21 protein-coding genes are annotated in these 22,897 nt (G+C 60.4%); 9 read left to right on the top strand and 12 right to left on the bottom strand.

Annotation, left to right across the window (positions count from 1 at the left end):
* Positions 1-117: 117 nt before the first annotated feature.
* The 3 genes from MWH26_RS16940 to ruvX form a co-directional block, all read right to left on the bottom strand.
* Positions 118-1,110, bottom strand: coding sequence for a zinc dependent phospholipase C family protein (locus tag MWH26_RS16940; RefSeq protein WP_247975198.1), 993 nt, complete (start codon positions 1,108-1,110; stop codon positions 118-120).
* Positions 1,111-1,282: 172 nt separating this feature from the next.
* The gene (gene def / locus MWH26_RS16935) at positions 1,283-1,882 is read right to left on the bottom strand and encodes a peptide deformylase (RefSeq protein ID WP_247975197.1); all 600 of its coding nucleotides are present in this window, start codon (positions 1,880-1,882) and stop codon (positions 1,283-1,285) included.
* Complete coding sequence (gene ruvX / locus MWH26_RS16930) at positions 1,879-2,289, bottom strand: Holliday junction resolvase RuvX (protein ID WP_247975196.1); 411 nt, start codon at positions 2,287-2,289, stop codon at positions 1,879-1,881. Before ruvX ends, def begins: the two co-directional genes overlap by 4 nt.
* Before the next feature lie 423 nt (positions 2,290-2,712).
* Here ruvX and MWH26_RS16925 point away from each other — a divergent pair, with 423 nt between their 5' ends.
* Complete coding sequence (locus MWH26_RS16925) at positions 2,713-4,395, top strand: S41 family peptidase (protein ID WP_244698137.1); 1,683 nt, start codon at positions 2,713-2,715, stop codon at positions 4,393-4,395.
* A 172-nt stretch (positions 4,396-4,567) separates the two neighbouring features.
* Here the strand turns inward: MWH26_RS16925 and MWH26_RS16920 are convergent, their stop codons facing one another.
* The gene (locus MWH26_RS16920) at positions 4,568-5,548 is read right to left on the bottom strand and encodes a transglutaminase-like domain-containing protein (RefSeq protein WP_247975195.1); all 981 of its coding nucleotides are present in this window, start codon (positions 5,546-5,548) and stop codon (positions 4,568-4,570) included.
* A 240-nt stretch (positions 5,549-5,788) separates the two neighbouring features.
* Between MWH26_RS16920 and MWH26_RS16915 the strand changes: the two genes are divergently transcribed.
* Together MWH26_RS16915 and MWH26_RS16910 are read left to right on the top strand one after the other, a co-directional pair.
* Positions 5,789-6,997 (top strand): homogentisate 1,2-dioxygenase, encoded by a 1,209-nt coding sequence (locus MWH26_RS16915; RefSeq protein WP_247975194.1) that lies wholly within the window; start codon positions 5,789-5,791, stop codon positions 6,995-6,997.
* A gap of 279 nt (positions 6,998-7,276) precedes the next feature.
* The gene (locus MWH26_RS16910) at positions 7,277-7,807 is read left to right on the top strand and encodes a hypothetical protein (protein ID WP_244698128.1); all 531 of its coding nucleotides are present in this window, start codon (positions 7,277-7,279) and stop codon (positions 7,805-7,807) included.
* Between the two features lie 100 nt (positions 7,808-7,907).
* On the opposite strand, the gene MWH26_RS16905 is transcribed toward MWH26_RS16910, so the two are convergent.
* Together MWH26_RS16905 and MWH26_RS16900 are read right to left on the bottom strand one after the other, a co-directional pair.
* The gene (locus MWH26_RS16905) at positions 7,908-9,464 is read right to left on the bottom strand and encodes a hydroxymethylglutaryl-CoA reductase (protein WP_244698125.1); all 1,557 of its coding nucleotides are present in this window, start codon (positions 9,462-9,464) and stop codon (positions 7,908-7,910) included.
* Positions 9,465-9,753: 289 nt separating this feature from the next.
* Positions 9,754-10,524: a WG repeat-containing protein gene (locus tag MWH26_RS16900; RefSeq protein WP_247975193.1), complete on the bottom strand. Its 771-nt coding sequence runs from the start codon at positions 10,522-10,524 to the stop codon at positions 9,754-9,756.
* 227 nt (positions 10,525-10,751) lie between these two features.
* Here MWH26_RS16900 and MWH26_RS16895 point away from each other — a divergent pair, with 227 nt between their 5' ends.
* Together MWH26_RS16895 and MWH26_RS16890 are read left to right on the top strand one after the other, a co-directional pair.
* Positions 10,752-11,567: a phytanoyl-CoA dioxygenase family protein gene (locus tag MWH26_RS16895; RefSeq protein WP_244698118.1), complete on the top strand. Its 816-nt coding sequence runs from the start codon at positions 10,752-10,754 to the stop codon at positions 11,565-11,567.
* Positions 11,568-11,684: 117 nt separating this feature from the next.
* Positions 11,685-12,467 (top strand): SDR family NAD(P)-dependent oxidoreductase, encoded by a 783-nt coding sequence (locus MWH26_RS16890; RefSeq protein ID WP_247975192.1) that lies wholly within the window; start codon positions 11,685-11,687, stop codon positions 12,465-12,467.
* 14 nt (positions 12,468-12,481) lie between these two features.
* Here the strand turns inward: MWH26_RS16890 and MWH26_RS16885 are convergent, their stop codons facing one another.
* Complete coding sequence (locus MWH26_RS16885) at positions 12,482-13,114, bottom strand: phosphatase PAP2-related protein (RefSeq protein ID WP_247975191.1); 633 nt, start codon at positions 13,112-13,114, stop codon at positions 12,482-12,484.
* A 177-nt stretch (positions 13,115-13,291) separates the two neighbouring features.
* Here MWH26_RS16885 and MWH26_RS16880 point away from each other — a divergent pair, with 177 nt between their 5' ends.
* Entirely contained in the window at positions 13,292-14,611 is a 1,320-nt protein-coding gene (locus MWH26_RS16880) for an amidohydrolase (protein WP_247975190.1), read from the top strand.
* A gap of 252 nt (positions 14,612-14,863) precedes the next feature.
* A complete protein-coding gene (locus MWH26_RS16875; protein ID WP_247975189.1) occupies positions 14,864-15,739 on the top strand; it encodes an ATP-grasp domain-containing protein in 876 nt (291 codons plus the stop codon).
* Positions 15,740-15,997: 258 nt separating this feature from the next.
* On the opposite strand, the gene MWH26_RS16870 is transcribed toward MWH26_RS16875, so the two are convergent.
* The 3 genes from MWH26_RS16870 to MWH26_RS16860 form a co-directional block, all read right to left on the bottom strand.
* Positions 15,998-16,783, bottom strand: coding sequence for an SDR family oxidoreductase (locus MWH26_RS16870; RefSeq protein ID WP_247975188.1), 786 nt, complete (start codon positions 16,781-16,783; stop codon positions 15,998-16,000).
* 227 nt (positions 16,784-17,010) lie between these two features.
* Complete coding sequence (locus tag MWH26_RS16865) at positions 17,011-17,766, bottom strand: hypothetical protein (RefSeq protein WP_244698099.1); 756 nt, start codon at positions 17,764-17,766, stop codon at positions 17,011-17,013.
* A 76-nt stretch (positions 17,767-17,842) separates the two neighbouring features.
* Complete coding sequence (locus MWH26_RS16860; protein WP_247975187.1) at positions 17,843-18,562, bottom strand: tetratricopeptide repeat protein; 720 nt, start codon at positions 18,560-18,562, stop codon at positions 17,843-17,845.
* 166 nt (positions 18,563-18,728) lie between these two features.
* Here MWH26_RS16860 and MWH26_RS16855 point away from each other — a divergent pair, with 166 nt between their 5' ends.
* Positions 18,729-19,625: an alpha/beta hydrolase gene (locus MWH26_RS16855; RefSeq protein WP_247975186.1), complete on the top strand. Its 897-nt coding sequence runs from the start codon at positions 18,729-18,731 to the stop codon at positions 19,623-19,625.
* Between the two features lie 9 nt (positions 19,626-19,634).
* On the opposite strand, the gene MWH26_RS16850 is transcribed toward MWH26_RS16855, so the two are convergent.
* The gene (locus tag MWH26_RS16850; protein ID WP_247975185.1) at positions 19,635-20,141 is read right to left on the bottom strand and encodes a methylated-DNA--[protein]-cysteine S-methyltransferase; all 507 of its coding nucleotides are present in this window, start codon (positions 20,139-20,141) and stop codon (positions 19,635-19,637) included.
* 246 nt (positions 20,142-20,387) lie between these two features.
* Between MWH26_RS16850 and MWH26_RS16845 the strand changes: the two genes are divergently transcribed.
* Complete coding sequence (locus MWH26_RS16845; RefSeq protein ID WP_247975184.1) at positions 20,388-22,058, top strand: PA14 domain-containing protein; 1,671 nt, start codon at positions 20,388-20,390, stop codon at positions 22,056-22,058.
* 109 nt (positions 22,059-22,167) lie between these two features.
* Here MWH26_RS16845 and MWH26_RS16840 read toward each other — a convergent pair whose 3' ends face one another.
* The gene (locus MWH26_RS16840; RefSeq protein ID WP_247975183.1) at positions 22,168-22,893 is read right to left on the bottom strand and encodes a phospholipase D-like domain-containing protein; all 726 of its coding nucleotides are present in this window, start codon (positions 22,891-22,893) and stop codon (positions 22,168-22,170) included.
* Between the last annotated feature and the right edge of the window lie 4 nt (positions 22,894-22,897).

Below are 22,897 nucleotides of genomic sequence, written 5' to 3'. Positions count from 1 at the left end.
AAGCATCTCGCACGAACTGTTGAGCTACTGCTACCACATCAGCACGCAAGACGCTTCGGCTGCGCCCCGGCAGGACGCGTGATTTTTGCATTTAAACGTTCTTACCGGTCACATGCCCTAGTCCTCGTGGCCTGCTATGGCAGTTTTAGGTAGCTGCTCAGCCTGCTTTGCTTCCAAGGCTAGGCGCTGCTGCTCTTTCTCGGAGGGCGTACGGGGTAGCGCGTTAAGGTTCGGCTGACCGGCATCTACCCAGGCCGTGTACCAGAAAGCACCCACCAGGCGCAGGGCTAGGCGCATCTGCCGCTCCACTTGCCCGTTCAGGCGCTGGTGGTAGACCCGGGCAAAGTCGCGGGAATAGGTGCGCACGGTTAGGTTGCCACGCTGCTCAAAGCCGTACTTTCGGTCGTCGGGCAGCTTTTGGCTTAACTCCCGCTCCAGGCGCAGCACTGAGTCGACGGCGGCGTGGAAGCGGCCCACAGCGCCCCAGATAGTTTCCGTGGGTCGGTCGAGGTAGGGAGCGGGGCCGGTAAAGAAGTCGTAGCCGCTGCTGAGCAGCTCCGGCAGCCGGCTTTCCCAAAGGGCATGAATGCCGCGCTGCCCAGTTAGTTGTCCGTTGTAGTTGTGGGTAGTATGCAGGGGCACGCAGGCATCGGCAATGTAGTGGCCCATATCGGCCGAGATATGCAGAATTCGGTCGGTATCATGAGCCTGGAAAGCGGCCGTGAGCTGGCCCTTCATGCGCGCCACCTGCCAGGGCACGATGCCGTGCCGAAGCAGGGAATCTTCGCCGAGTTGAGCCACGGCATCGGGGTAGGAGCGGGGCAGCTTGTAGATGGCCGAGTCGCCGTACACATCCACATCGAGGAAATGGCGCGGCGCCTCGCCTGGCACTACCGTGCGCCGGGAGTCCGGTCGGGTGGCATTATCAGTGAGGTAGTCGATGTTGGCCTTATAGAACCTAATCATTTCGGGCGGCAACGTGTACACCGCCAGCCGATTAATTAGCCGATGCCCGAAAAATCCCCAGGCCTGCGCCGTTCCAGGAAGCGTGTTAATCAGAATGATAATGACGGCATATCGGATCAGGGCTGAATAAGAACACGTTGTCATCAGCAATGCAGCACCTAAATAGGCATAAGTAGAGAAGGATAAACTTTGGTAAAGCTGCGAAATACTTCACAAAATAAGAACATAGCGAAGCCAGAGCAACCAAAAAAGGAAGAGCAGAAGCTCCAGCATCTGGAACCACTGCTCTTCCTCTTTTTAGTTGCGCTACTTGAGCTTATCGCCGGCCCTGACCTACGAAACGCATCCGGTAGTCGGCACTTACGTCGCCCTTGCTGATGCGCGCTAGCTTGCCCTTGAGCAGTTGCTTTTTCAGGCCCGAAGCGTAGTCGGTGAACAAGATGCCTTCCAGGTGGTCGTACTCGTGCTGAATCACGCGGGCCGTCATGCCCGAAAAGGTTTCCTCGTGCTGCTGACGGTTTTCGTCCTCGTAGCGTAGCACAATGGTGGAGTGGCGCACTACCTTCTCCCGAATGCCCGGAATGCTCAGGCAGCCCTCTTCAAAACCCCACTCCTCACCGGTTTCGCTCACCATGCGGGGGTTAATAAAAGCCCGCTTCACCGGGGCGGCCGTGGGCTCCTCCACAACGGGGTTGCCGTCCTCGTCTTCGTCCAGCATTGGCTCGGAGTCAATCACAAACAAGCGGATGCTCTTGCCTACCTGCGGCGCGGCTAGCCCCACGCCGTGGGCGTGGTACATGGTATCGTACATGTCGGCAATAATTTGCTTTAGCTCCGCGGCCGGAAAGTCGGCAGGAATGTCTTTAGCCGGCGTTTTCAGTACCGGGTCGCCGAAGGCAACAATGGGGTAAATCATCGGGATTCGAGGAAAGATTGCAGAATAATGGTGGCCGACACCCGGTCGACGGTGGCTTTGTCGCGGCGGTCCTTTTTGCTCAGGCCCCCGGCCAGCATGGCCGCGTGGGCCATGCGCGAGGTAAACCGCTCATCTATCTCGTGCACGGGCACCTCTGGAAATTCTTTTCGTAGGCGGCGCACTACCCCCACCACGGCCGGCGTCGAATCGGTGGCCTCATTGTTGAGGTTTTTGGGCATGCCAATAACCAGTGCCGCCAAGGGCTCGCGCAGGTGGTAAGCCTTCAGGTAGGCCAGCAAATCCTGGCTATGCACCGTGTCAAGAGGGGTAGCAATAAGCTGAAGCGGGTCCGTAACGGCCAGCCCCACGCGCTTGTGCCCGTAGTCGATGGCAAGAATTCGGCCCATCGCAAAGAGAAAAAATAGAAAGCCAAACAGCAACGGGTCAGTTTATTACCTCGCGCCGCGCTTCAAAGATACGACACCAGCCCGGAAAGGTGAAGCCCACGGGTGCCACCAGGCAATCCGGTCGGGGGGTAGTGGCGTACGTTTATCGTCGAAACTTACTGCTTAGCCGAAACCAGTTCGTCTTTCTAAAGTCATAAAACAATATTTGCACCAAGTTCACCATCAGGGGCTTCCGAGCCGGGAATATGAACTGAGAAATCTGATACATTAGAGTTTAAGTAATAAAAAATTGCATTGTTATTCGAAAATGCCTATCCCTCTATGTTCGGGGTGGTATTCTTGGAATAGTTTCAATAGTTTTGAAGACCTGCTCGTATTGAAATTCGCTACGTATCGCCTAAACTACTACTCTCTCAACGCTTTATGAACATCGAGCCGACCGACTCGCCACGTCCCGCGTTGGAGTCTGCCCCGCAAAATTCCCGGCGGCAGGTGCGTCAGCCGTGGCTGTTAGCCCTGGCCTTGGCGTGTGGAGTGTTACTGGGCGCTAACCCCTTCCGGCCTTCTGATCAGAACCCCGACCTCACGGCTCGTGGCTATCTAAAGTTCAAAGAAATCCTGAGCTACGTTGACCGCGACTACGTAGACTCCGTTAACGCCGAGGAGCTTTCCGATTACGCTATTAGCCGCATGCTGGAGCGCCTTGATCCGCACTCCGTGTTCATTCCGGCCAAGCAGCAGCAGCAAGCCTCTTCCTTTTTGCAGAGCGATTACGACGGTATCGGGGTAGAGTTCAACCTCTTCCGTGACACGGTAACCGTAGTGGCTCCCCTCAGCGACGGCCCGGCCGAGCGCGCTGGTTTGCAACCCGGCGACCGTATTCTGGCCGTGAACGGGCAGCGTGTGTCGGGCATGCACCTGACGACGGAGCAGATGTTTGGCAAGCTGCGCGGTCCGCGCGGTAGTAATGTGCTGCTGCAGGTGCTGCGCCGCGGGCAGGCCCGCCCGCTCAGCGTGCAGGTAACCCGCAACCGCATTCCTAACTCCTCGGTGGATGTGGCTTATATGGTAGATAACCAGACGGGCTACATCAAGGTCAGCCGCTTTGCCAGTGGTACGTACGATGAGTTTAAGTCGGCCTTGGGCGACTTGCGCCGGCAGGGCCTCTCCCGCCTCGTGCTAGACTTGCGCGGCAACCCCGGCGGCTACCTCGACCGCGCTACCAAGATGGCCGACGAATTTATCGGAGGTACCAAGAAGATTGTATACACTGACGGCAAGGGCGACCAGTACGATACCCAGACGTTTTCGCGGGTAGTCGGCGACTTCGAAGAAGGCTCCTTGGTCGTGCTCGTAGACGAAGGCAGCGCCTCCGCCGCCGAGGTGCTGGCCGGCGCCCTGCAAGACCACGACCGGGCCCTGCTGGTTGGTCGGCGCACCTTTGGCAAGGGCCTGGTGCAGCAGCCCATTGCCTTGAATGATGGCTCAGAACTCCGCCTAACTATTGCCCGCTACTACACGCCCTCAGGCCGGAGCATTCAGAAGTCCTACCGGGGTGGCCTGGCCGAATACGAGCAGGAGTTGCAGAACCGGCAGCGCCACGGCGAGTTTTTCCACGCCGACAGCATCCATTTTGCTGATTCATTGCGCTACCGCACGGCCCACGGCCGCGCCGTGTACGGCGGTGGTGGCATTATGCCCGACCTGTTTGTGCCCCGGGACACTACGGCCCACTCTGCTTATTACACCCGTCTGCAAAGCCTGAACCTGGTGCGCGAGTTTGCCCTAACCTACTACCAGGAGCACAAAGCCGAGCTAGAAGCCCTGCGGTTCGAACAATTCAACCATAACTTCCACATCAACGACGTGCAGTTGCAGCAGCTGGCTGCCAAAGGCGCCCGCGACGGTGTGCCCCAGAACCCCGCTGATATGCGCCGCAGCGCGGCCCTGCTGCGCAACCAGCTCAAGGCCCTAATTGCCCGCAGCGCCTACGGCAAGTCAGCCTACTACCAGGTTCTAAACCAGGAAGACGCCGAGATGCAGCACGCCCTGCGCGCTATGCAGGAGCCCGGAACTACAGCTATGCTAGGCCTGCTGGGTAAATAAAAGCCTCAAAGCACAGTATAAAGGCCCGCTGCTCTTCTAAAGAGTAGCGGGCCTTTGCTTATAGATGATTCAACCGGTTGTAGTCTCAACCGATGACCACCAGAAGGGTACCCCTTTGAGTTGAGAGTAATATACCTCACGCTGCCTTGAGCACGCGTGACCGGGCCCAAGACTATTTTTTGGCCAGATCCTGCATCCGAAACTCCTGCCTGATGCCGGTTAGCGGCTTGCCATCGGCTTCGGCGTAGGGGTAGATAAAGTAGTTCAGCGCCGGGTTGTTCTGGCGTGGCACCAGCACCAAGTCCCGGCCGCGGGTGAACTCCAGACGGTTCTCGTCGTGAGCCCCGAAGAAGTAGTTGCGACGGTCGGGGTTTTTGGCGGCTTCGGAAGCATCGACGGGTACCCAGCCAGTTTCGGGCGTGTAGAACTCGGCCCAGCAGTGGTAGCCTTTAATTTCAGCCGTGCCGCGCTCGGGTGGCAGCGGAAAGCCGATGCTGAAGCGGGCCGGAATACCCAGGGCCCGGCAGTAGCCAATAAATACGGCGTGGAAATCGGTGCAATTGCCGCGGCGGGCGTCGCAGGCGTAGTAGATGTCGCCGCGGCCCCAGCCCTGGCCGGTCTTGTCGTACTTCACGGTGCTGACCACGTGCTCATACACGGCGCGGGCCTTTTCCAAATTGGTTTTCGCCTGGGCCTTGGTAGCTACCTCCAGCGCCCAGAGCCGAATTTGCGGGTCAAGCGGCACGAGGCTGTCGGCGGCTAGCCAGCGCTGCAAGTTGGGGTCGGCAGCTTCGCGAGGCGGGCGCTGCCCACTCAGGGCCGGAGCCAGGTGTTCGCGCCGTGTAGCGCGCAAGCGCATATCCACCGTGAAGCCCTGCAGTGCTTGGCCAGTAGCGCGCAAGTGCAGAATTCGGTTGCCATACGGGCCAGTCTGAATATCGTACGGCACGGGCGAAGTTACCTGCAAGTCGCGGATATCCTGGGATTTATCATCGTGGGGCACGGGCAGCCATAAGTCCACTGCTTTGGTGCCGGCCGGCTGGGCCGGAATGGTGGCGGCATAGTCGAACGTGAACGTGCGGCTACGGGGAGCAGGCGTGGGTGGCTGAGCTATCGTCAGCAAGGAAAGCAAGGGGAGCAAAAACGAGAGCATAACGCAGGGGTAGCTGGGTTGTCCCGGCTGATAATCAGAGTGCAAAGAAACGACACGAAAGATTGTTATGGTTCACGCATCCTTTCTGTCCTTCTGAACGCAGGGAGGAATCTGGGTTAGCCTCTTGTTAGTAGCCCAGATTCCTCTAGTGTCGCACTAACACCCAAGCCTCCGGCCAAACTTTGTACCTTCACGTTACGGCATTCTACCCGCAGTTCCCACCCGCTACTTCCTACCCATATGCCCTTCTATCAACGCCTTGGCCAGATTCCGCGCAAGCGGCACACCCAATTTCGGCAGCCCGATGGCTCCCTTTACCACGAGCAGCTGGTAGGTACGCTGGGCTTTCATGGCGTCTCGTCGCTGCTCTACCACCGCCACGCGCCCACCGACATTCGGAAGGTAGGAGAGCCGCGGCCTTACGCGCCCAAGCTGCTGAAAGACCGGCCCCTGGAGCCGGCTCACCTGCGCACCCTGGCCCAAACCACCACCGGCGGCGACTACCTGCAGGCCCGCCAAACCCTGCTCGGCAACGCCGACGTGACCATGAGCATCTGCAACCCCACGGAGCAGCGCATGGACTATTACTACAAGAATGCCCTGGCCGATGAGGTGATTTTCGTGCATGAGGGCCGGGGCGAGTTGTGGAGCCAATTGGGCAAACTGGCCTTCGAGCCCGGCGACTACGTAGTAATTCCGCGCACGATTATTCACCAGCTGCACTTCGAGGAAGGACCGGTACGCCTGCTCATCATCGAGTCGTTCAGTCCCGTGGAAACCTGCCGGCGCTACCGCAACCACTTCGGGCAGCTGCTGGAGCACGCGCCCTATTGCGAGCGGGACTTCCGCGGCCCCTCGGAGCTAGTAGAAGGTGACGTGCGCGAGTCGGGCGAGTATGAGGTGCGGGTGAAGAAGGACGGGCTGCTGCACACGCTGGTGTATGGTCACTCGCCCTTCGACGTGGTGGGCTGGGACGGCTACTTTTACCCCTACGCCACCAGCATCCACGATTTCGAGCCCATAACCGGCCGCATCCACCAGCCCCCACCCGTGCACCAGCAGTTCGAGGGCAACAACTTTGTCATCTGCTCCTTCGTGCCGCGCCTATTTGATTATCACCCGCTGGCCATTCCGGCGCCCTATAACCACTCCAACGTCGATTCCGACGAAGTGCTGTACTACGTGGCGGGCAACTTCATGTCGCGGCGCGGGGTAGATTTGGCCTCCTTTACCTGGCACCCGAGCGGCATCCCGCACGGCCCGCACCCCGGCACCGTGGAGGCTAGCATCGGCAAAAAGGAAACCCACGAGCTGGCCGTAATGGTGGACACGTTCCGCCCGCTCTACCTCACGGAGGCGGCCCTGCCCTACGTGGACCCGCGCTACCCCATGAGCTGGCAGCCCGACTTCCAGCACGACCCACCCCGCGCCGCTGATATGATGGATTAGCGGTGATTGAATGAGTTAGTGATAGAGCGAGTTTATGCCATGTATGGCATGGTGAGGGTACCAAAGCTATCCTTTCTCTCTTTGCCAAACGCCTGCTAACATAACAAGCCCTTACCTCCACCACGGACGTAAGGGCTTGTCACGTTTCAAAGGGGTAGGGACCTAGACTAGGAACGGTGGCGCCGCGCCGTGCACCCTGGCAAAGGAGCTAGTGGACTAGCCGCGCTAGCAAACCCACAACGGCACGGATTTCGTAACTTCGCCAAAATTGCAAAACCCATGAAAAAAATCCTGTTTCTGGCCCCGGTGCTCCTGCTACTGGCCATTCTTTCCAGCTGTGATAAACTTGATAAGCTGCTGACCTTCTATATCGAAGACTCACAGTCGGTGAAAATTGCCAGCGCTTTCCCCATTGGGCAAGTAGTGCCGCTCACGCCCATTGCCGTGACGACTCGCTCCGACGAGAAGTTCAAGAACGAAAACACCAGCGCCAGCCTGGTGAAAGACGTAAAGCTCGACCGGCTTACGCTCACCATCACCGACCCGAACTCCGAGAACTTCGACTTTCTGCAGAGCATCACCATTTACATCAGCACTGATGCAAACGACAAAATCATGCTGGCCTCGTTGGATAACATCCCGACTGGCGTAAACACGCTGCAGCTGACGCCTTCCACCCAAAAGCTAGACAAGTACGTGAAGGCCAGCAGCTACACCCTGTCCACGGAAGCTAAAATCCGCAAGCCCATCAGCCGGGACATCACCATCCGCACCGATTCCCGCTTCAAAGTAACCGCCGATCCGCTGTAGGTAGTGAGATGGTGAACTAGTGAGATGGTGAGTTTACTGTTCAAACCGCGCCATTAGCGCCAACAGAACAGTAAACTCACCATCTCACTAATTCACCATTTCACCGATTCCGGCCGTATTGCTCGTGGCTGCTGACCCAGTCGGAGGAGGAAATAGCGGAACCTAGGCTAAGCTCCCCGGCCAGTACTACCCCGGCCACGATTTCGGCGAATTTATTGACCGTGCCGCGGCCTACGCAGTTCAGCATCCGCAGGCATTCGTTTTGGGTAGCCAAGCCGGTACCGCCGCCGTGGGTAGCTACTATCAGGGAGGGAATGGTAATGCTCAGGTACAGGTCGCCTTCCTTCGTGACTTCTGAGTAAAGCACACCGGCCGAGGACTCCGACACGTTAGCGACATCCTGGCCAGTGGCAATGAACAGGGCCGTAATGCCATTGGCCGAGTGGGCGCCGTTGTTGTTGGCTCCGCTCAGAAACGCGCCCACGTTGCTAACTTGGCCGTGGTAGGCCAGTTGCTCGGGCGTTACGCGCATGCGCTGCTGCAGAATGTCGCGCTTGATAACGCACTCGGCCACCACGCGCTTGCCGCGGGTACGCATCACGTTGATTTGGGAGGCTTTTTTGTCGGTAGCGAAGTTGGATTCGAGGTAGAAGTGGCGGATGGGCGCGCCTTTGTAGTTTTCCAGAATCCAGGAGCAGGCGGCGAAGGTAGCGCGGCCCACCATGTTCTGGCCCGCCGCGTCGCCGGTTGAAAAGTTGAAGCGCAGGTAGGCGAATTTATTGGCCAGATAGGTGTCGATGTACTGCAGCTTGGCCACGCGGGAAGTGCTTTCCGCCTCGGGCCGAATTCGCTCGATTTCTGCCGCTACCCACTGGCCAAAGTCGCGGGCCCCGCGGGCATCGTCGAACACGAACACTGGGGCCCGCTGCATGGCGTCGCCGATGACGGTGCACTTCACGCCCCCACAAAGGTTGAGCACCTGCATGCCGCGGTTGTAACTGGCTACCAGGGTGCCTTCGGTGGTAGCCATCGGAATCAGGAAGTCGCCCTGGGCATGCTCGCCGTTTACGCGCAAGGGGCCGGCCAAGCCCACCGGAATCTGGGCTACCCCCGTGAAATGCTCACAGTTTCCTTGCAGGGCGTGGGCATCAAAGGAATATTGTTTCAGGTGCTCGAACTGCTGACCCGTAAACTCCTCGGCAAACTGCTGGCGGGCCTGAATGGCGGCCTCGGAATAGTCGTCCTGCTCGGAGCGCGGAATGCGGGTGCGGTTTTCGGGCTGCTGGGCAATGGCGTCCTCCACTTCCACGGTCAGGTCGCCGAAGGGCTCCGCCGCAAACTGCACCTGCACCGTATGCATGCCTTCTTTGAGCGGACGTGTGGCTAGATGAAACGTGGCCGTCTGGCCAACGGGTAGGTTAATTCCCGAGCCATCGGCGTTGAGCACCGTGGCGGGCCGCACGTTCCCGTCGCCTAAATCCAGGGCAATTTGCTCGGCCGGAACCAGCGTGTCGCCAATCCGGACGTGGTCGATACGCGTCACGCGGACTGTATCCAGGCGGTTCTTGATGCTGAAAGCCACTCCTTCGGGCGTGTTATGCAGGCTGCCGCGGGTGTAAAGCAGCTTGAGCAGCATGGGGCTGGGCGTGAAGAGCATAAGGCGGGAGCAGTTAAGGGTTCGGGAGGGAAAGGAAGGTAGGCGGTTTACGGCGAATAGCGGGTAGTAGTAAAAGATGGGACGCCGCGTTTTAGCCTTCTGCGGCCAGTAGAGGCACAGCTGGGAATAAAATAGGTAGCGTATAGGCTACGCTACCTAGCTAGTGGTGGTGCCGTCCTGGCGTGAAGCGTCAACTTAACACCTTCACCAACCGCACTACTTCGACATCTGATGGTGACTACCGGCCTGCTTACCACTCTTCTTACTTCACTACCGCACCATTTCGCCACTACTCCCAGAACTCCTGGCCGTTGGTGTTGATGTAGCCGGGCTGCCCGTCGGGGGCCAGCACCCGGGCCAGGTCGCCGAGGAAAGGCTCGGCCTGGGGGTAGCGGATTTCCGTGAGCGTATTGCCTTCCTCGTCGAGGTAGCCGAAGAGCTGACCCAACTGCACCACCGGAAACATCAGGTTGCCCGTCAGGCGAATAGCATCGTAGCGCACGGGCTGCACCAGCTTGCCTCGGCTATCAATAACGCCCCACTTGCTACCCTGGCGCACAAACAGCAAGCCGTTGTAGTTCTCCCGAATTTCATCGTAGAGAGCCGGCACGCTGCCGCTACCTACCGTGAAGCGGAAGCCTACCTTGCCTTCTTTGCGCACTAGGTCGCCGTGCTCTAAGGGCTCTTCCTCCGGCTCGGCGGGGGCGGGCTCGGTCAGGCGCTGGCCGGTGGGGCCCAACTCGAAGGTTTCGCCGTTCAGCTCCACGGTGGCGCGGCCCAGCCGGAAGGTAGTGGCCCGGGTAAACTGCAGGGGCGTCACGGGGTTACCGCCGCCATCAATGTAGCCGTAGCGCTGGCCCTGGCGCACCCAGGCAATTTCCTCCACGAAGGGCCCGGCCTCGTCGTAGCGCAGGGGCAGCACCAGCCGGCGCGACTGGTCAGCGTAGCCCCACTTGCCGCCCTTCCGAAACGGCACCAGGCGGGAAGTGGCCGTTTGCGCCCACCCGGAATTGGCAGCCGCTAGCATCAGCAACAACAGCAGGAATAGGGGGCGTTTCATGCGCGACAAGGCCTGGGTGAGCCCCGGCTATTGCAGCTAAGGTACGCAGCCGCGGTAAACCAAACGCAGGGTCGGCGGTTGATTCACTCATTCTTCACCGCGGGAGGCGCGCCCTACGGTACTGCGTTGTCGGATTTCAGGGTTGGGAAGCACTTTTTCTGCAGCGGCAACCTTGGTATCGTATCTTTGCCTCCCCTCACTAGGCGTTTTGCTGACCGCCTTTGCTTATGCCCTTACAACTAACCTATCCTCGTTTTACCCTAGGAGAAAGCCTGACGGCCGAACAGCTGGCCTTCTTTCAGGAGCATGGATTTCTCCACTTTCGCGCTTTCATCTCCCCGGAAACCGTTCAGAGCCTGCTGCAGGCTTCCCAGCAGGTACAACACCAGTGGCTGACCGACGACGTCAAGAAAGTAAATGGAGTGCCTATCAAGTACGGTAAGGATGTGGATGGCTCGCCCATTGTGCAGCGCTTTGCTTTTGCTTCTCACCACAGCCCCGTGCTGCACGAATTTCTGCAGGACCCGCGGTTTCAGGCCTTGTTTCCGCTGCTGGAAGCGCCCGGCGGCCGGGTAGGCGAAAACGAGAAGGACGGGCTGGTGATTAACCACTACGTGAACGTGGCGGGCTCGGAGTTTTCGCAGATGGGCTGGCATACTGACTCCCTGCGCGACGTATTCTACGGCAAGAAAATTGGGCCTATGCTCAACGTAGGGGTTCACCTCGATGGCACGCCCGTCACCAACGGGGGCCTGCGCCTCATTCCGGGCACCCACCGCCAGGGCCTGCGCGACATTCTCTTCCGCAAGAAATACTACAAAGACGTAGGCCCCGACCCCCACGAGGTAGCCGTGGAAACTGAAGCCGGCGACCTAACCGTGCACGACGGCCGCATGTGGCACCGCGTGGCCCAGTCGCCGCTGGTGGGCGAAGCCTCCCGCCGCCGGGTGATGTACGTGCCCATTATTGCCGGCAAATACGAGCCCAAGCACGAAAACAGCCCTACCCCGTTTTATCTGCGGTTTCTTCACTTGGTGAAGTAATACTCGGTAAGTAAACCGCCTGTCATCCTGAGCTTATGCAGGGTGACAGGCGGTTTACCTATCTGCCTACTACCTCATACGGCTACTGCACAACCTCACTACTTCACTATTTCGCCTTTGAAAACTGCCCTTATTACCGGTGCTTCCCGCGGAATTGGGCGGGCCATGGCGCTTGTGCTGGCCCGCCAAGGCTACGACCTGCTGCTCACGGCCCGCTCCGCCGACCAGTTGGAGCAAGTAGCCACGGAAGCCCGGCAGCTGGGGCGCTCAGCTCAGGTGCTGCCCCTGGATTTGGCCGGTGCCGGAGCGGCTGCCCAGTTGGCAGCTTGGGTTACCGCCCAAACGCAGGAGTTGGCCGTGCTGGTAAACAACGCCGGCTATGGCCTCTGGGGACGGTTTGAGGAACTACCCCTGGCCCAGCAGCAGAACATGCTCCAGCTCAATATGCACCTGCCCGTGGAGCTGACTTACGCCCTGCTGCCCTTGCTACGTCGCCAGCCCAAGGCCTACATTTTGAACGTGGCCAGCACGGCCGCCTACCAGGCCGTGCCTACCCTTACGCTTTATGCCGCCAGCAAGGCCTTTCTGCTCAGCTTCTCGCGGGGTCTGCGCTACGAGCTGCGCGAAACCAGCGTGTCAGTAACGTGCCTGAGCCCCGGCGCCACCACCACCGACTTTGCCGACCGCGCCGGCATGAACGCCGACCTGCAGGCCGTGGCCAACAAAGTATCCATGACGCCCGAACAGGTAGCCGAAGCGGGCATTACCGCCCTGCTAGCTGGTGAGGCAGAGGTGATTCCTGGCGCGCTCAACAAGGTATCGGCGGCTTTGACTTCTCTGGTGCCCAAAGGCCTCACGGAGCGCATTGCGGCCGGCATCTACGAGAAGCACTTGAAATAAAATCTGAGCTAGACTCAGCCTTGTTTGGGCGTCAGCTTGCCGGCCAGCCAGAAGCTCAGACCCGCAAACAGCGGAGCGGCTAGCACATCGTAGCTGTAGTGGGCCCGTTGCATCATCACCAGCAGCCCAATGGCCACGGTGGCTACGAGCAGAACGCGGCGGCGCCAGCCAGCGGGTACTGCCAGGGCCAGCAGGAACAAGGTGGCGGTATGGCCCGAAAAAAACAGGTCTTTGGTAATGGGGGCGGGCGCCGCGTAAAACAGTTGCTCCACCAGCGGGTCGCGGAGTATAATCAGGCCAATGGGCGGCTCCAGGGGGAATAGAGCCAGGGTCAGGCACCGAAACCCGTGCAGGAGTAGGTAGGCCGTGAGGGCCCGTAGCAGCCGGTAGGGCTGGGGTAGCAGCGTAACTACTCCCAGTCCAATGCCCAGGTAAATAATGGCAAACGTCAGCCCCGATACGTTGCGGGCGGGCAGCAAGGCCAGCAGCGGATCGGGCAGGATAATGCCGGGGCGGGCCTGCACCCAGGCAAAAAAGCGCGGCAGGCTGGCGGCCAGCAGCAGCAGCAGGGCCAGTACCAGCAGCAGGCGCCGCCGGAACGCCGGGTGCCGCCACGCTTCCGGCCAAGTGGGAAAAGAAGACAACATGCAACGAGAGAAGTAAAGCGGCCTCGTCTTGCCGCCCCAGAGGCAGTAGACGCCGCGGTGGCAAACCTACCGCCATTTCAGCTAGCGCGGTTTTTTGCGGGGCACTTTCGGTCCGAAACGGTTTGCGGCGTACTTTTCCTCTCCAACGGCCTGTGCGCCTCTACCTCTAGATTCCTCATGAAGCTTTTTTCCGCTACTACCTGTACTGCCCTCACGGCGGCCCTCCTCACGGCGGCCCCCGTCCTGGCCCAAAACACAGCCCTCGACGCCCAAATTGCCAAGCTCGCGGCCCAGCAGGAAGCCAAGGTTATTGCCTGGCGCCGCGACCTGCACGAGCACCCCGAACTCGGCAACCAGGAAATCCGCACCGCCGCGCTAGTAGCCGAGCACCTGAAAAAGCTAGGCATTGAGGTGCAAACCGGCGTGGCCCGTACCGGTGTCGTCGGGATTCTGAAAGGTGGCAAGCCCGGCCCGGTGGTGGCCCTGCGCGCCGACATGGACGCCCTGCCCGTGACGGAAAGCAACAGCCTGCCCTTCGCCTCCAAGGCCCGCACCACCTACAACGGCCAGGAAGTGGGCGTCATGCACGCCTGCGGCCACGACACCCACGTGGCCATGCTGCTGGGAGCCGCCGAGGTGTTGAGCCAGGTGAAGAAGGACCTGCCCGGCACCGTGAAGTTTATTTTTCAGCCCGCCGAAGAAGGTTCCCTGCCCGGCGTGGTAGGGGGCGCCCGCCTCATGGTGCAGGAAGGTGCCCTCGACAAGCCCAAGGTGGATGCTATTTTCGGGGTGCACATTCAGGCCCAGACTGAGGTAGGCCAGCTTTCCTACCGTCCCGGCGGGGAAATGGCCTCCTCGGACGTATTCAACATCAAGGTGAAGGGCAAATCGGCCCACGGCGCCTACCCCTGGCTGGCCGTTGACCCCGTGGTAACGGCCGCCCAGATTATCCTGGGCCTGCAAACCATCGTCAGCCGCCAAACTGAACTGACGGAAGACGCGGCTGTGCTGACGGTGGGCATGGTGCACGGTGGGGTGCGCAACAACATCATTCCCGAGCAGGTGGAGCTGACCGGCACCATCCGCTGCCTTAACAAGGACATGCAGCAGAAAATATGGGCAGCGGTGCGCCGTACGGCCACCAATATTGCGGAAAGCGCCGGGGCCACAGCCGAGGTAGACATCGTGAATTACGCCCCCGTGACCTACAACGACCCGCACCTGACCGAGCAGATGGTGCCCAGCCTGAACCGGGCCGCCGGCACTACCAACGTGCGGGTGCAGAAGGCCGTGACCGGGGCCGAGGACTTTGCCTATTTCCAGGAGAAAGTGCCCGGCCTGTTCGTGTTCGTGGGTGGCATGCCCAAGGGCAAGAACCCCGCCGACACGGCCCCGCACCACACGCCCGGCTTCTTCGTGGATGAAAGCGGGCTGACCCTGGGCGTGAAAACCCTGGCTACCCTGGCCGCCGACTACCTTAGCGCGGGCAAGAAGTAGCACCCTCAGACTAAAGCAGAGGGAGCTACCTCTGCTTTCCCTTGTCATTCCGAGTGGAGCGAGGAATCTGGGTTACTCTCTAGAGGCGAGCCTAGATTCCTCGCTCCACTCGGAATGACAGCGTGGTTGCGCTTTGTTGCGCTTTAATAAGCAAAGCGCAACCGCAGTGCAACTTTACCGTCTAGTAGCCCATCCAGGCCGCCAACCGGCGCCTGTATCCGAAAAAACCGACAAATTCCCTCTGCACCCGTAATGAATATTGCCTTAGTTACCTGTGAAAGCCTTGCCCAGTACGCCGCCCCCAACGTGGAAGATGAGGACGGCCTGCTGACCCGCTACCTGCGCGAGCAGGGCCATACGGTGGAGCCCCGCGTCTGGACCAATCCCGCCGTTGATTGGCTCCGCTATGATGTGGTAGTCGTGAAATCGCCCTGGGACTACTTCGACCGGGTGGGCGAGTTCTACGAATGGCTCGACCGGATGGAAAGCTTGGGTGTGAAGATGCTGAACCCCGCGGCTACCGTGCGCTGGAATGCCGACAAAAAGTATTTGCTGGATATGGAGCAGGCCGGGGTGCGCATTGTGCCCACCCACTGGCTGAGCCGCGGCCAGGCCGTAGAAACGGCCGCTCTGTTCGACAAGCTGGGCCACGATACGCTGGTGGTGAAACCCGCCGTGAGCGGGGGCGCCAAAAATACCTTCGTGCTCACGCGCCAGGAGTCGGCCATCCGCCAGCCCCAACTGCAGGAACTGCTGCGCGACGAGGATTTCCTAGTGCAGCCCTTCCAGCCCGAAATTCAGGAAGAAGGTGAGTGGTCGTTGATTTATTTCGGCGGCGAGTTCAGCCACTGCGTGCTCAAAACCCCCAAGTCCGGCGACTTTCGGGTGCAACATTACCTCGGCGGCGGCATTGAGCCCCGGCAGGCCCCGGCCCACCTGCGCCAAGCTGCCGATGCCATTGTGCAGCAGTTTGCCGCCGGCTGCCTCTACGCCCGCGTCGATGGCCTGGACCAGAACGGCGAGTTTCTGCTCATGGAGCTAGAGCTAATCGAACCCTTCCTCTACCTGGCCTCCGCCGACGGCTCCCTGCCCCGCTACGAAGCTGCGTTGCGCCACATGAGCAATTGAGTAGGCGTAACCGTTTGTGTAGGCAGGTAGCATTAGCCGCTTCATAAGAACGTCATTCCTCAACAAGCTCGGAATGACGTTCTTTCATTACTGACTACACAGTCTGATCGGCCCACTGCCGACGCCTTCCTGATTAATTTCTTATCTGCTTCAGCCTAAAGAGTCCTTATCGTATGATACGATAAGGACTTTTCAGGCTATTAGGCTCACCTCATGGCGCAGAGTTATTAGCTGCCTACGCCGTTATTCAGTTCTTATTCAGAAGCTATTCACCGAGAAGCCCCCATCGACGCTGATGGTTTGGCCCGTGATGTAGCTGGCGGCCGGCAGGCACAAGAAGGCCACGGCGGCGCTTACCTCCTCCGGCTCCCCAATGCGCCGCATGGGCGTGCGGCTCAGCACCTCATGCAAGTACGCCTCGTTGCCCAGCACACCGGCAGCCAGCGGCGTTTTGATGTACCAGGGGGCCACGCAGTTTACCCGAATGCCCAGCCCGGCCCACTCCACGGCCAGGTTGCGAGTCAGCTGAATCAAGGCTGCTTTGGTCATGCCGTACACGGCCCCGGTGCGCACGTGGGCCAGCCCCGCCACCGAGGAAATATTTACGATGCTACCCCCGCCAGCGGCTACCAGCAGCGGTTGCACCCCCCGGCTTAGCTCCCAGGCCGAATCTAGGTTGGTGGCCAACAAATAGCGGTATTCCTCCTCGGAGTACTCCACGGTGGGCTTACGGATGTTCGTGCCCACGTTATTAACCAGAATGTGCAACTGCGGCCACCGCTCAGCTACCGTAGCCAGCAAGTGGGCCCGGTCGGCCGGTGTGCTTATGTCGGCGGGCAGGGCGTGGGCGTCCAGGCCCTGCTGCTGCCACTGAGCTACCTGCTGCTCCAGGTCCGGAGCCGTACGCGCTACGGCTACCACCGTAGCGCCCAGGGCCAGCAGTTCAGTTGCTACAGCTGCGCCTATGCCTTTGGAAGCGCCCGTAACCAAGGCCACTTGGCCCGTCAGGTTCCAGCGCCCCGGCCTAGATGAGGAAGTTTGCATAGAGAGATATGGGAGTATCTGAAGTGTTGTACGGATTACAGATTGATCTGACAGTTGTAACTGCCCCCGCAAAAATGAGGATTCTACCCTGGCTAGCAGTAGTCGAGCAGGAAACTTCCCGGCACGAAAAGGCCCACCATCTGGCGGGCCTTTTTTAGAAGCACATAACCCTAGAAACACACAGGCCCGACTCTAAGTCAGGGCCTATGTGTTTCTGGAACTGCGCGTTACCGTTTCCAAGGCGCGTACTCTAGTTTCAGCTCCACTTGCCCGAATCCATCGTTGCGGTCAGAGGAGGAGCGGCCGCTCACCGGGCTGATATCATCGAGCTGGTCGGTGGTGGTGAAGGAATAAGCGCCCTCAATGGATGCATTCAGTTGAGAGGTAAGGCGCAACGTGAGTCCGATGCCGACGGGTGCTACCAGGGCCATTGCGGGGTAGTCGTTGCGTTCTGAGGGCAGGAACACGGTATTGTCGTCGGGGCGCATTGTGCCGTTGTACGCCTTGGGACTATAGAGCAGAAAACCCACGCCGGCTTTGAGGTAAGGCTTAATCAAGGCCGCTGGCCGGCGCGGATCGGCAAAAGCTGCCTCGTCGCGGAAAGGCTCAAACCGAACCAGTACTACCCCGGACCCGTTGCGGCTGCGGAAGGCTAGGTTGCGCTCCGCTAGTTGGTCTTTCGCGCCTAGCTGCACATAGGAGGCCTCGCCGCCCACGTGCCAGCGGGGCCGCACTTTGTAGAGCAGCCCGGCGCTAAAGCTAGGCCCTACAAACTGCTCACCCAGGCCGCTGGTCAGGTCGCCGCTGTACAGCCCCACGCCCCCGCCCAGCGTAAACCGAACCGGTCCGCGGTAGTAGGGGCGGGCGTTGCCATCATAATACCGGCGGCGGCGTTCGGGGCCACCATCCTGGGCAGTTGCTTGCTGGGTTGTTGCCAGGCCCGAGAGCAGCAACAGGGCGGGGAAAAGAGGACGAATGTTCACGCGGGTAGACGGTAGGTGGGCCCCCGGCATACGCGGCCGGGGCAGTAGTCGTTGCCTAACGCCAGCGGGCGGGTCTTTATTTGAACTTGCCCTGCGGGTCGGGTAGGTGGGTGAGCAAGTCGGAAACCAAGTCGAAGTCTACCGCCGTAAGGTCGGTGCTCTGGGCTTTGTGCACGGCGGCCCAGGCTTGGTCGTACTTTTCCTGGTAGTAGTAGCCGCGCCCTAGCTGCTGCCAGGCCACGGCATTCGTCGCGTCCTGGGTGGTGGCTTTTTCCAGGAGTTCGATGCCCGTGGTCAGATCTTTTTTCTTCTTGGTCAGCTCGTAGCGCATCATGTAGCTGGTGCCCAGGTCGCTGAGTAACAGATTGTTGGTGGGCGCCAGGGCCAGCCCGCGGGTAAGCAGTTCAATGGCTTGGTCGGGGGTAGGATTGCGGCTGACCACAATGCCCAGGCCGCGGTAGGCGTCGGCGTTGGTGGGGTCCAGTACCCAGGCCAGATTGAAGCGGTAGGCGGCCGTGTCAGGCTGGCTTTCCCGCAGGTACTCATAACCTTTGGTGCTGAAGAAGCGGCTGGCTTCGGCGCGCGAGGCAAAGCTGCCGGCTACCTTGGTTACGTACGCCGGGCCTACCAATTGCTCCGCTTGGGCGGGCGTGAGCCCCCCAAACAGGGGCTGGAGCCGGCGGGCGGCGGTAGTCATTTCCAGGGCCGGGCCAGCCGATTTGCTTTTGCGCTGAGCCTGAGCCGGTGCGGCACCCCAGAGCAGTAAGGCCGCCGCAAGTAAAAATGTGGATTTCATAAAAGCCTAACGAACAGGAGCGGCAAAAAGTAAGCCGCCGGGAACTGTCAAAGATAACCGACGGCGGGCAACCTGCGCGCGGGCTTCCCGTTGGCGCTTTCGGGTAGGCCCCGCAATCCGGCCCGGGTCGATGAGCGTACCTGTTTTCTGCCGTTTCCTGCTTTCTATGCCCACATTATTTTTCCGGGTGTTGCCCGCCTTGTTAGTGCTGGCCCTGCTGCTGGCCGTTGCCAACGAATACGCCACGGCCCGCCCCAGCCGCCGCACCCAAGACGTGGCCTACGTGCCCGTCACCGACTCGGCGTACCAGGACCAGCGGCACCGGCTGGATGTGTATGCGCCCAAAGCCAGCAGCGCCACGTTGCGGCCCGTGGTGGTATTTATTCACGGCGGCAACTGGAACAGCGGCAGCAAAAATCTGTACTCGTTTATTGGGCGGCGGCTCGCCAAACAGGGCGTGGTAGCGGTTATCATCAATTACCGACTAGCTCCGCAGGTACAAGTGCCGCAAATGGCCGACGACTGCACCCGGGCCGTTATCTGGACGGTTGGCCACATTAAGGAGTACGGCGGCGACCCCAGCCGCATCTTCGTAATGGGTCACTCCGCCGGCGGGGGCCTGGCCGCGCTGCTGGCTGCCGATAACCGCCTGTTTGAACGGCGAGGAGTAGCCCAGAATCCGGTGCGCGGCGCTATTCTCGATGACCCCGCCGGCCTAGACATGTACGACTACCTCCAGAAAAAGCAGTACGCCGGTGATGCGCAGTACCTGGTGTCGTTCGGGCGGCAGCCGGAAGGCTGGCGGGAAGTATCGGCGCTCTATCACGTCACGGCCCAGAGTCCGCCTTTTCTGGTGTACGTGGGCGGCGAAACCTACCCCTCTATTCAAAGCAGCAGTGCGCGGTTCCGGCAGAAATTAACGAAGCTAGGCCACGCCCCGGGTTACCGGGTGTTGCCGGGCAAAAACCACATTCCGATGGTGTTGCAGCTGTATTGGCAGCATAACATTATCTACCGGGAGCTTCTTGCCTTCGTGGGGCTACCGCTCCGGCCGGCGGGATAGGTAGCCTGCTTAGCCAAACAACGTCGTCTGGGTCAGCGGCTGCTCAAAGGCCAGCAGCCACCGCTTGCGGTCCAGGCCACCAGCGTAGCCGGTGAGCTGACCACTAGCCCCAATAATGCGGTGGCAAGGCCAGATAATGGTCAGCGGATTTTGGCCGTTGGCAGCGCCCACGGCCCGCACGGCGGCCGGGTTGCCCAGGTGCCGGGCCAGATCTAGGTAGGATGCCGTGCGGCCGTAGCCCACCGTGGGTAAGTTCGCCCAAACCCGGCGCTGAAACTCGGTGCCGGCCGTTACGGCCAGCGGCAAGTCAAACTCGCGTAGCTCCCGGTTGAAGTAAGCCCGCAGCTGCCGGTGCGGCTCCAGCAAGCACACCGGGATGGGCGCCGTTGCAGCGGCCCCAGGAACCGCTGCCAGTAGGTGCGGCTTCACGAATTGCACCTCGTGCAAGCCAGCCTCCGTACCCCGCAATTCCAACGGTCCCAGTGGGGTAGGTAAATACGCAATAGCCTCAGTCATAGTAGGAAGGGAAAGATCAAAAATACGCACTTACCCAGCCGTACCTACGTCCTAAAACCCGATATTTGCGGGACTGTTCACGGGCGAAAAGTCCAGACTGGCAGTGAGATGGGAAGATTCTGGCCTAAATGGCTTATCTTGTTGAAATAGTACCAACCCGGAAAATGTACAAAATGCGTAGGGTTTCCCGAGTTGCCGCTGTAGGGTTCAGCTTCCCCTGATTTGTCCACCCAAAGTTTCCATATTGTGCGATATCTACTAGTCTGTTCCCTGGCCTGGCTGGGTTTCACCAACGGCACGCCTGCTGTGGCAACCACGCCCGGCCGGCCCGAAGCTAGGTTCTTGGCTGACCCTCCCGTGGGTAGGGTAGCTAAGCCAGTGCAAGGGTTCGGTACCGGCCTCACGGGCTTTTACTTCACCAATGGCAGCCTGGCCGGCGCCCCAGCCCTGCAGCGGATTGATGGCGCCATTGACTTCCGATGGGGCATGGCCGCGCCGGCTGCCGGCGTACCGTCCGATAACTTTTCCGTGCGCTGGGAAGGGTTGCTGGCCGCCCCGAGTACCGGCCGCTACCGTTTCGTGGCGCTTACCTCAGATGAGGTTCGGCTGTGGGTAAATGGCAAAAAAGTACTGGATACCTGGGATGGAAAAAAGAACAGCACCCTCGACCCAAACGTAAGCCTAGCGGCCGGTGAAAAAACCACCATCCGGCTGGAGTACAACGATGGCGGCGGCGAAGCGGGCATTCAGCTCCAGTGGGTGCCACCGGGGCAAGCCGCGCAGGTCATTCCTATGGGCAACCTCTACCCCCTAGGTTCCCCCACAACTCCCGATCCGGCAGGGCCGCGCCCGGCCCCGGTAGCCAAAGCCGCTACTCCTCAGCCTGCCCCAACGGCCAAACCGGTGGCTACCACCAAGCCCGCCGCTGCTGCCACCAAGCCCGCCGCTGCTACCGCCAAACCTGCTACGGCAGCGGCCAAACCAGCGGCCCCCGTTAAAGCGGCTCCCAAGCCCGCCCCGGCCCCAAGCGCCGCGGCCTTAGCTGCGAAAGCTAAAGCCGATGAAAAGGCCGCTGCCAAAGCCGCCGCGAAAGCCAAGGCCGCCGCCGAAGCCGCCGCTACGGCTACCCCACCTGTGCCCCTGACTCCCGGCGTGTATACCCTAACGGTGCGTACCACCGGGGCCCCGCTGGAAGTGCCTGACGAAGGCCGGTATGCCAGCCGGGTACTGGACCCTAACAGCAAAGGCAAGGCCCCCCAGTGGAAAATTGAGCCGGCTGGTGAAGGCTTCTACCGCATTTCGGTGCAGGGCAGCAATAAGGTACTGGAGGTGCTGGGCAGCTCCACGTCCAACGGGGCGCCCATGAGCCTCTGGAACTACTACAGCGGTAACAACCAAATCTGGCGCATTGAGGAAGTGGGCGGTGGCTACTACAAGCTGCTTGCCAAGCACAGCCGCAAGGCCCTTTCCGCGAGGGATTCAGCTGACGTTGCGGAAGGCGGCGGAGTGGAGCAGCGGCGTTATTCCGGCAAAGAAGCCCAGCAGTGGAAGTTAACGGCCGTAGCCCCGGCCCAAGCTCCGCCGGTAGTAGCGGCCATGAGCCTGCCCGGCGTAGGAGCCAACCAAATGAGCGTGTACCCCAACCCCAGCAACGGCGTCGTGCAGATGTCGTATCAGCTGGCCCAGGAGAAGCCCCTGGGCTGGGTGCTGTACAACCAGCGCGGCATTGCCGTGCGCGTGTCGGACTACCGTAAGCAGCCGGCCGGTTCGCATCACCAGTCCCTCGATTTTACCGACCTGCCCGCCGGCGACTACAACCTGAACCTGACCGTGGGCATCGAAACCACTAAACTTCCTCTGATCATCCGGCGCCCTTCGGCGGAAGGCGCCCAAATCCAGACTACCTCGGCCAAATAAGCCTAGGCTGGTTCCAGAACTACGCAACAAGGCCCGCCGCTTGGCTCCTGCTGGGAGTTGAGCGCCGGGCCTTGTTGCGTGGTACAGCCCAGGGTATTGAAGCGAGCCGTTAGCCTTGGTAAGCAGACAGTTGGGCCCATAGGCGCTCAAACTCTGCTGCGTAGCGGGCCACAATGGCTGGATCCGAAGTGATGAGCAGGTTTTCTAGGTTGTGCTCCGCGGCCGAGCGAGTCCAGTTATAACTGCCCGTAAGCACCCGTTGGCGGTCGGCTAGGGCAAATTTATGGTGCATGTGGTACTCGGTGCAGTCGGTGCGCACGGGTACGCCGGCGGCGTGCAACTGGCGCACGTCGGAGCCCCGGTCAAAGAGCTTGTCGTTATCGGTGAGCAGCCGTAACCGGACGCCTGCCCGGTGCGCCGTGAGCAAAGCATCAGTCAGCCGATCATCTGCCACCGTGAATACACAAACGTCCAGGGTACTCCGAGCCTCCAGAATAAACCGCCGAATAGCCGCTACGCACTCTTGGCCGGGACTGAAATACACTTCTGCGGCGCTGCTTTGGAGCTGCGGAACCGGAAGGGTTGCTTCGGGCAGTAATATGGTGGCCGCCTCCAGCCACTCTACCACGGCTTTGTCCTTGAAGGTGTTGAACCGCTCCCGAGCCAAGGCAAACACCTGATGGCGCAGTTGCCCCACGTCGCCGCCCTGTCCGGCAAAGCTCGCCAGCCGGTCGCGCAGGTGGTGGGCTTCCGCGGAGGACAGGTTTACGTCGGCAAAGGCCTGCTGGAACTGCTGAAGCAGGTCAGCTGAGGCAGAAGTGGGGCTACCGCTCATGTGT

Source organism: Hymenobacter sublimis (assembly GCF_023101345.1).
GTDB lineage: Bacteria > Bacteroidota > Bacteroidia > Cytophagales > Hymenobacteraceae > Hymenobacter > Hymenobacter sublimis.
Note: the sequence above shows the minus strand (reverse complement) of the source record. Positions and strands in the feature narration are given on the sequence as shown.

Bases quoted from the DNA above. Each gene is read 5' to 3' on its own strand.
- MWH26_RS16940 (WP_247975198.1), bottom strand. From the start codon at position 1,110: ATGACAACGTGTTCTTATTCAGCCCTGATCCGATATGCCGTCATTATC.
- def (WP_247975197.1), bottom strand. From the start codon at position 1,882: ATGATTTACCCCATTGTTGCCTTCGGCGACCCGGTACTGAAAACGCCG.
- ruvX (WP_247975196.1), bottom strand. From the start codon at position 2,289: ATGGGCCGAATTCTTGCCATCGACTACGGGCACAAGCGCGTGGGGCTG.
- MWH26_RS16925 (WP_244698137.1), top strand. From the start codon at position 2,713: ATGAACATCGAGCCGACCGACTCGCCACGTCCCGCGTTGGAGTCTGCC.
- MWH26_RS16920 (WP_247975195.1), bottom strand. From the start codon at position 5,548: ATGCTCTCGTTTTTGCTCCCCTTGCTTTCCTTGCTGACGATAGCTCAG.
- MWH26_RS16915 (WP_247975194.1), top strand. From the start codon at position 5,789: ATGCCCTTCTATCAACGCCTTGGCCAGATTCCGCGCAAGCGGCACACC.
- MWH26_RS16910 (WP_244698128.1), top strand. From the start codon at position 7,277: ATGAAAAAAATCCTGTTTCTGGCCCCGGTGCTCCTGCTACTGGCCATT.
- MWH26_RS16905 (WP_244698125.1), bottom strand. From the start codon at position 9,464: ATGCTCTTCACGCCCAGCCCCATGCTGCTCAAGCTGCTTTACACCCGC.
- MWH26_RS16900 (WP_247975193.1), bottom strand. From the start codon at position 10,524: ATGAAACGCCCCCTATTCCTGCTGTTGTTGCTGATGCTAGCGGCTGCC.
- MWH26_RS16895 (WP_244698118.1), top strand. From the start codon at position 10,752: ATGCCCTTACAACTAACCTATCCTCGTTTTACCCTAGGAGAAAGCCTG.
- MWH26_RS16885 (WP_247975191.1), bottom strand. From the start codon at position 13,114: ATGTTGTCTTCTTTTCCCACTTGGCCGGAAGCGTGGCGGCACCCGGCG.
- MWH26_RS16880 (WP_247975190.1), top strand. From the start codon at position 13,292: ATGAAGCTTTTTTCCGCTACTACCTGTACTGCCCTCACGGCGGCCCTC.
- MWH26_RS16875 (WP_247975189.1), top strand. From the start codon at position 14,864: ATGAATATTGCCTTAGTTACCTGTGAAAGCCTTGCCCAGTACGCCGCC.
- MWH26_RS16870 (WP_247975188.1), bottom strand. From the start codon at position 16,783: ATGCAAACTTCCTCATCTAGGCCGGGGCGCTGGAACCTGACGGGCCAA.
- MWH26_RS16860 (WP_247975187.1), bottom strand. From the start codon at position 18,562: ATGAAATCCACATTTTTACTTGCGGCGGCCTTACTGCTCTGGGGTGCC.
- MWH26_RS16855 (WP_247975186.1), top strand. From the start codon at position 18,729: ATGCCCACATTATTTTTCCGGGTGTTGCCCGCCTTGTTAGTGCTGGCC.
- MWH26_RS16850 (WP_247975185.1), bottom strand. From the start codon at position 20,141: ATGACTGAGGCTATTGCGTATTTACCTACCCCACTGGGACCGTTGGAA.
- MWH26_RS16840 (WP_247975183.1), bottom strand. From the start codon at position 22,893: ATGAGCGGTAGCCCCACTTCTGCCTCAGCTGACCTGCTTCAGCAGTTC.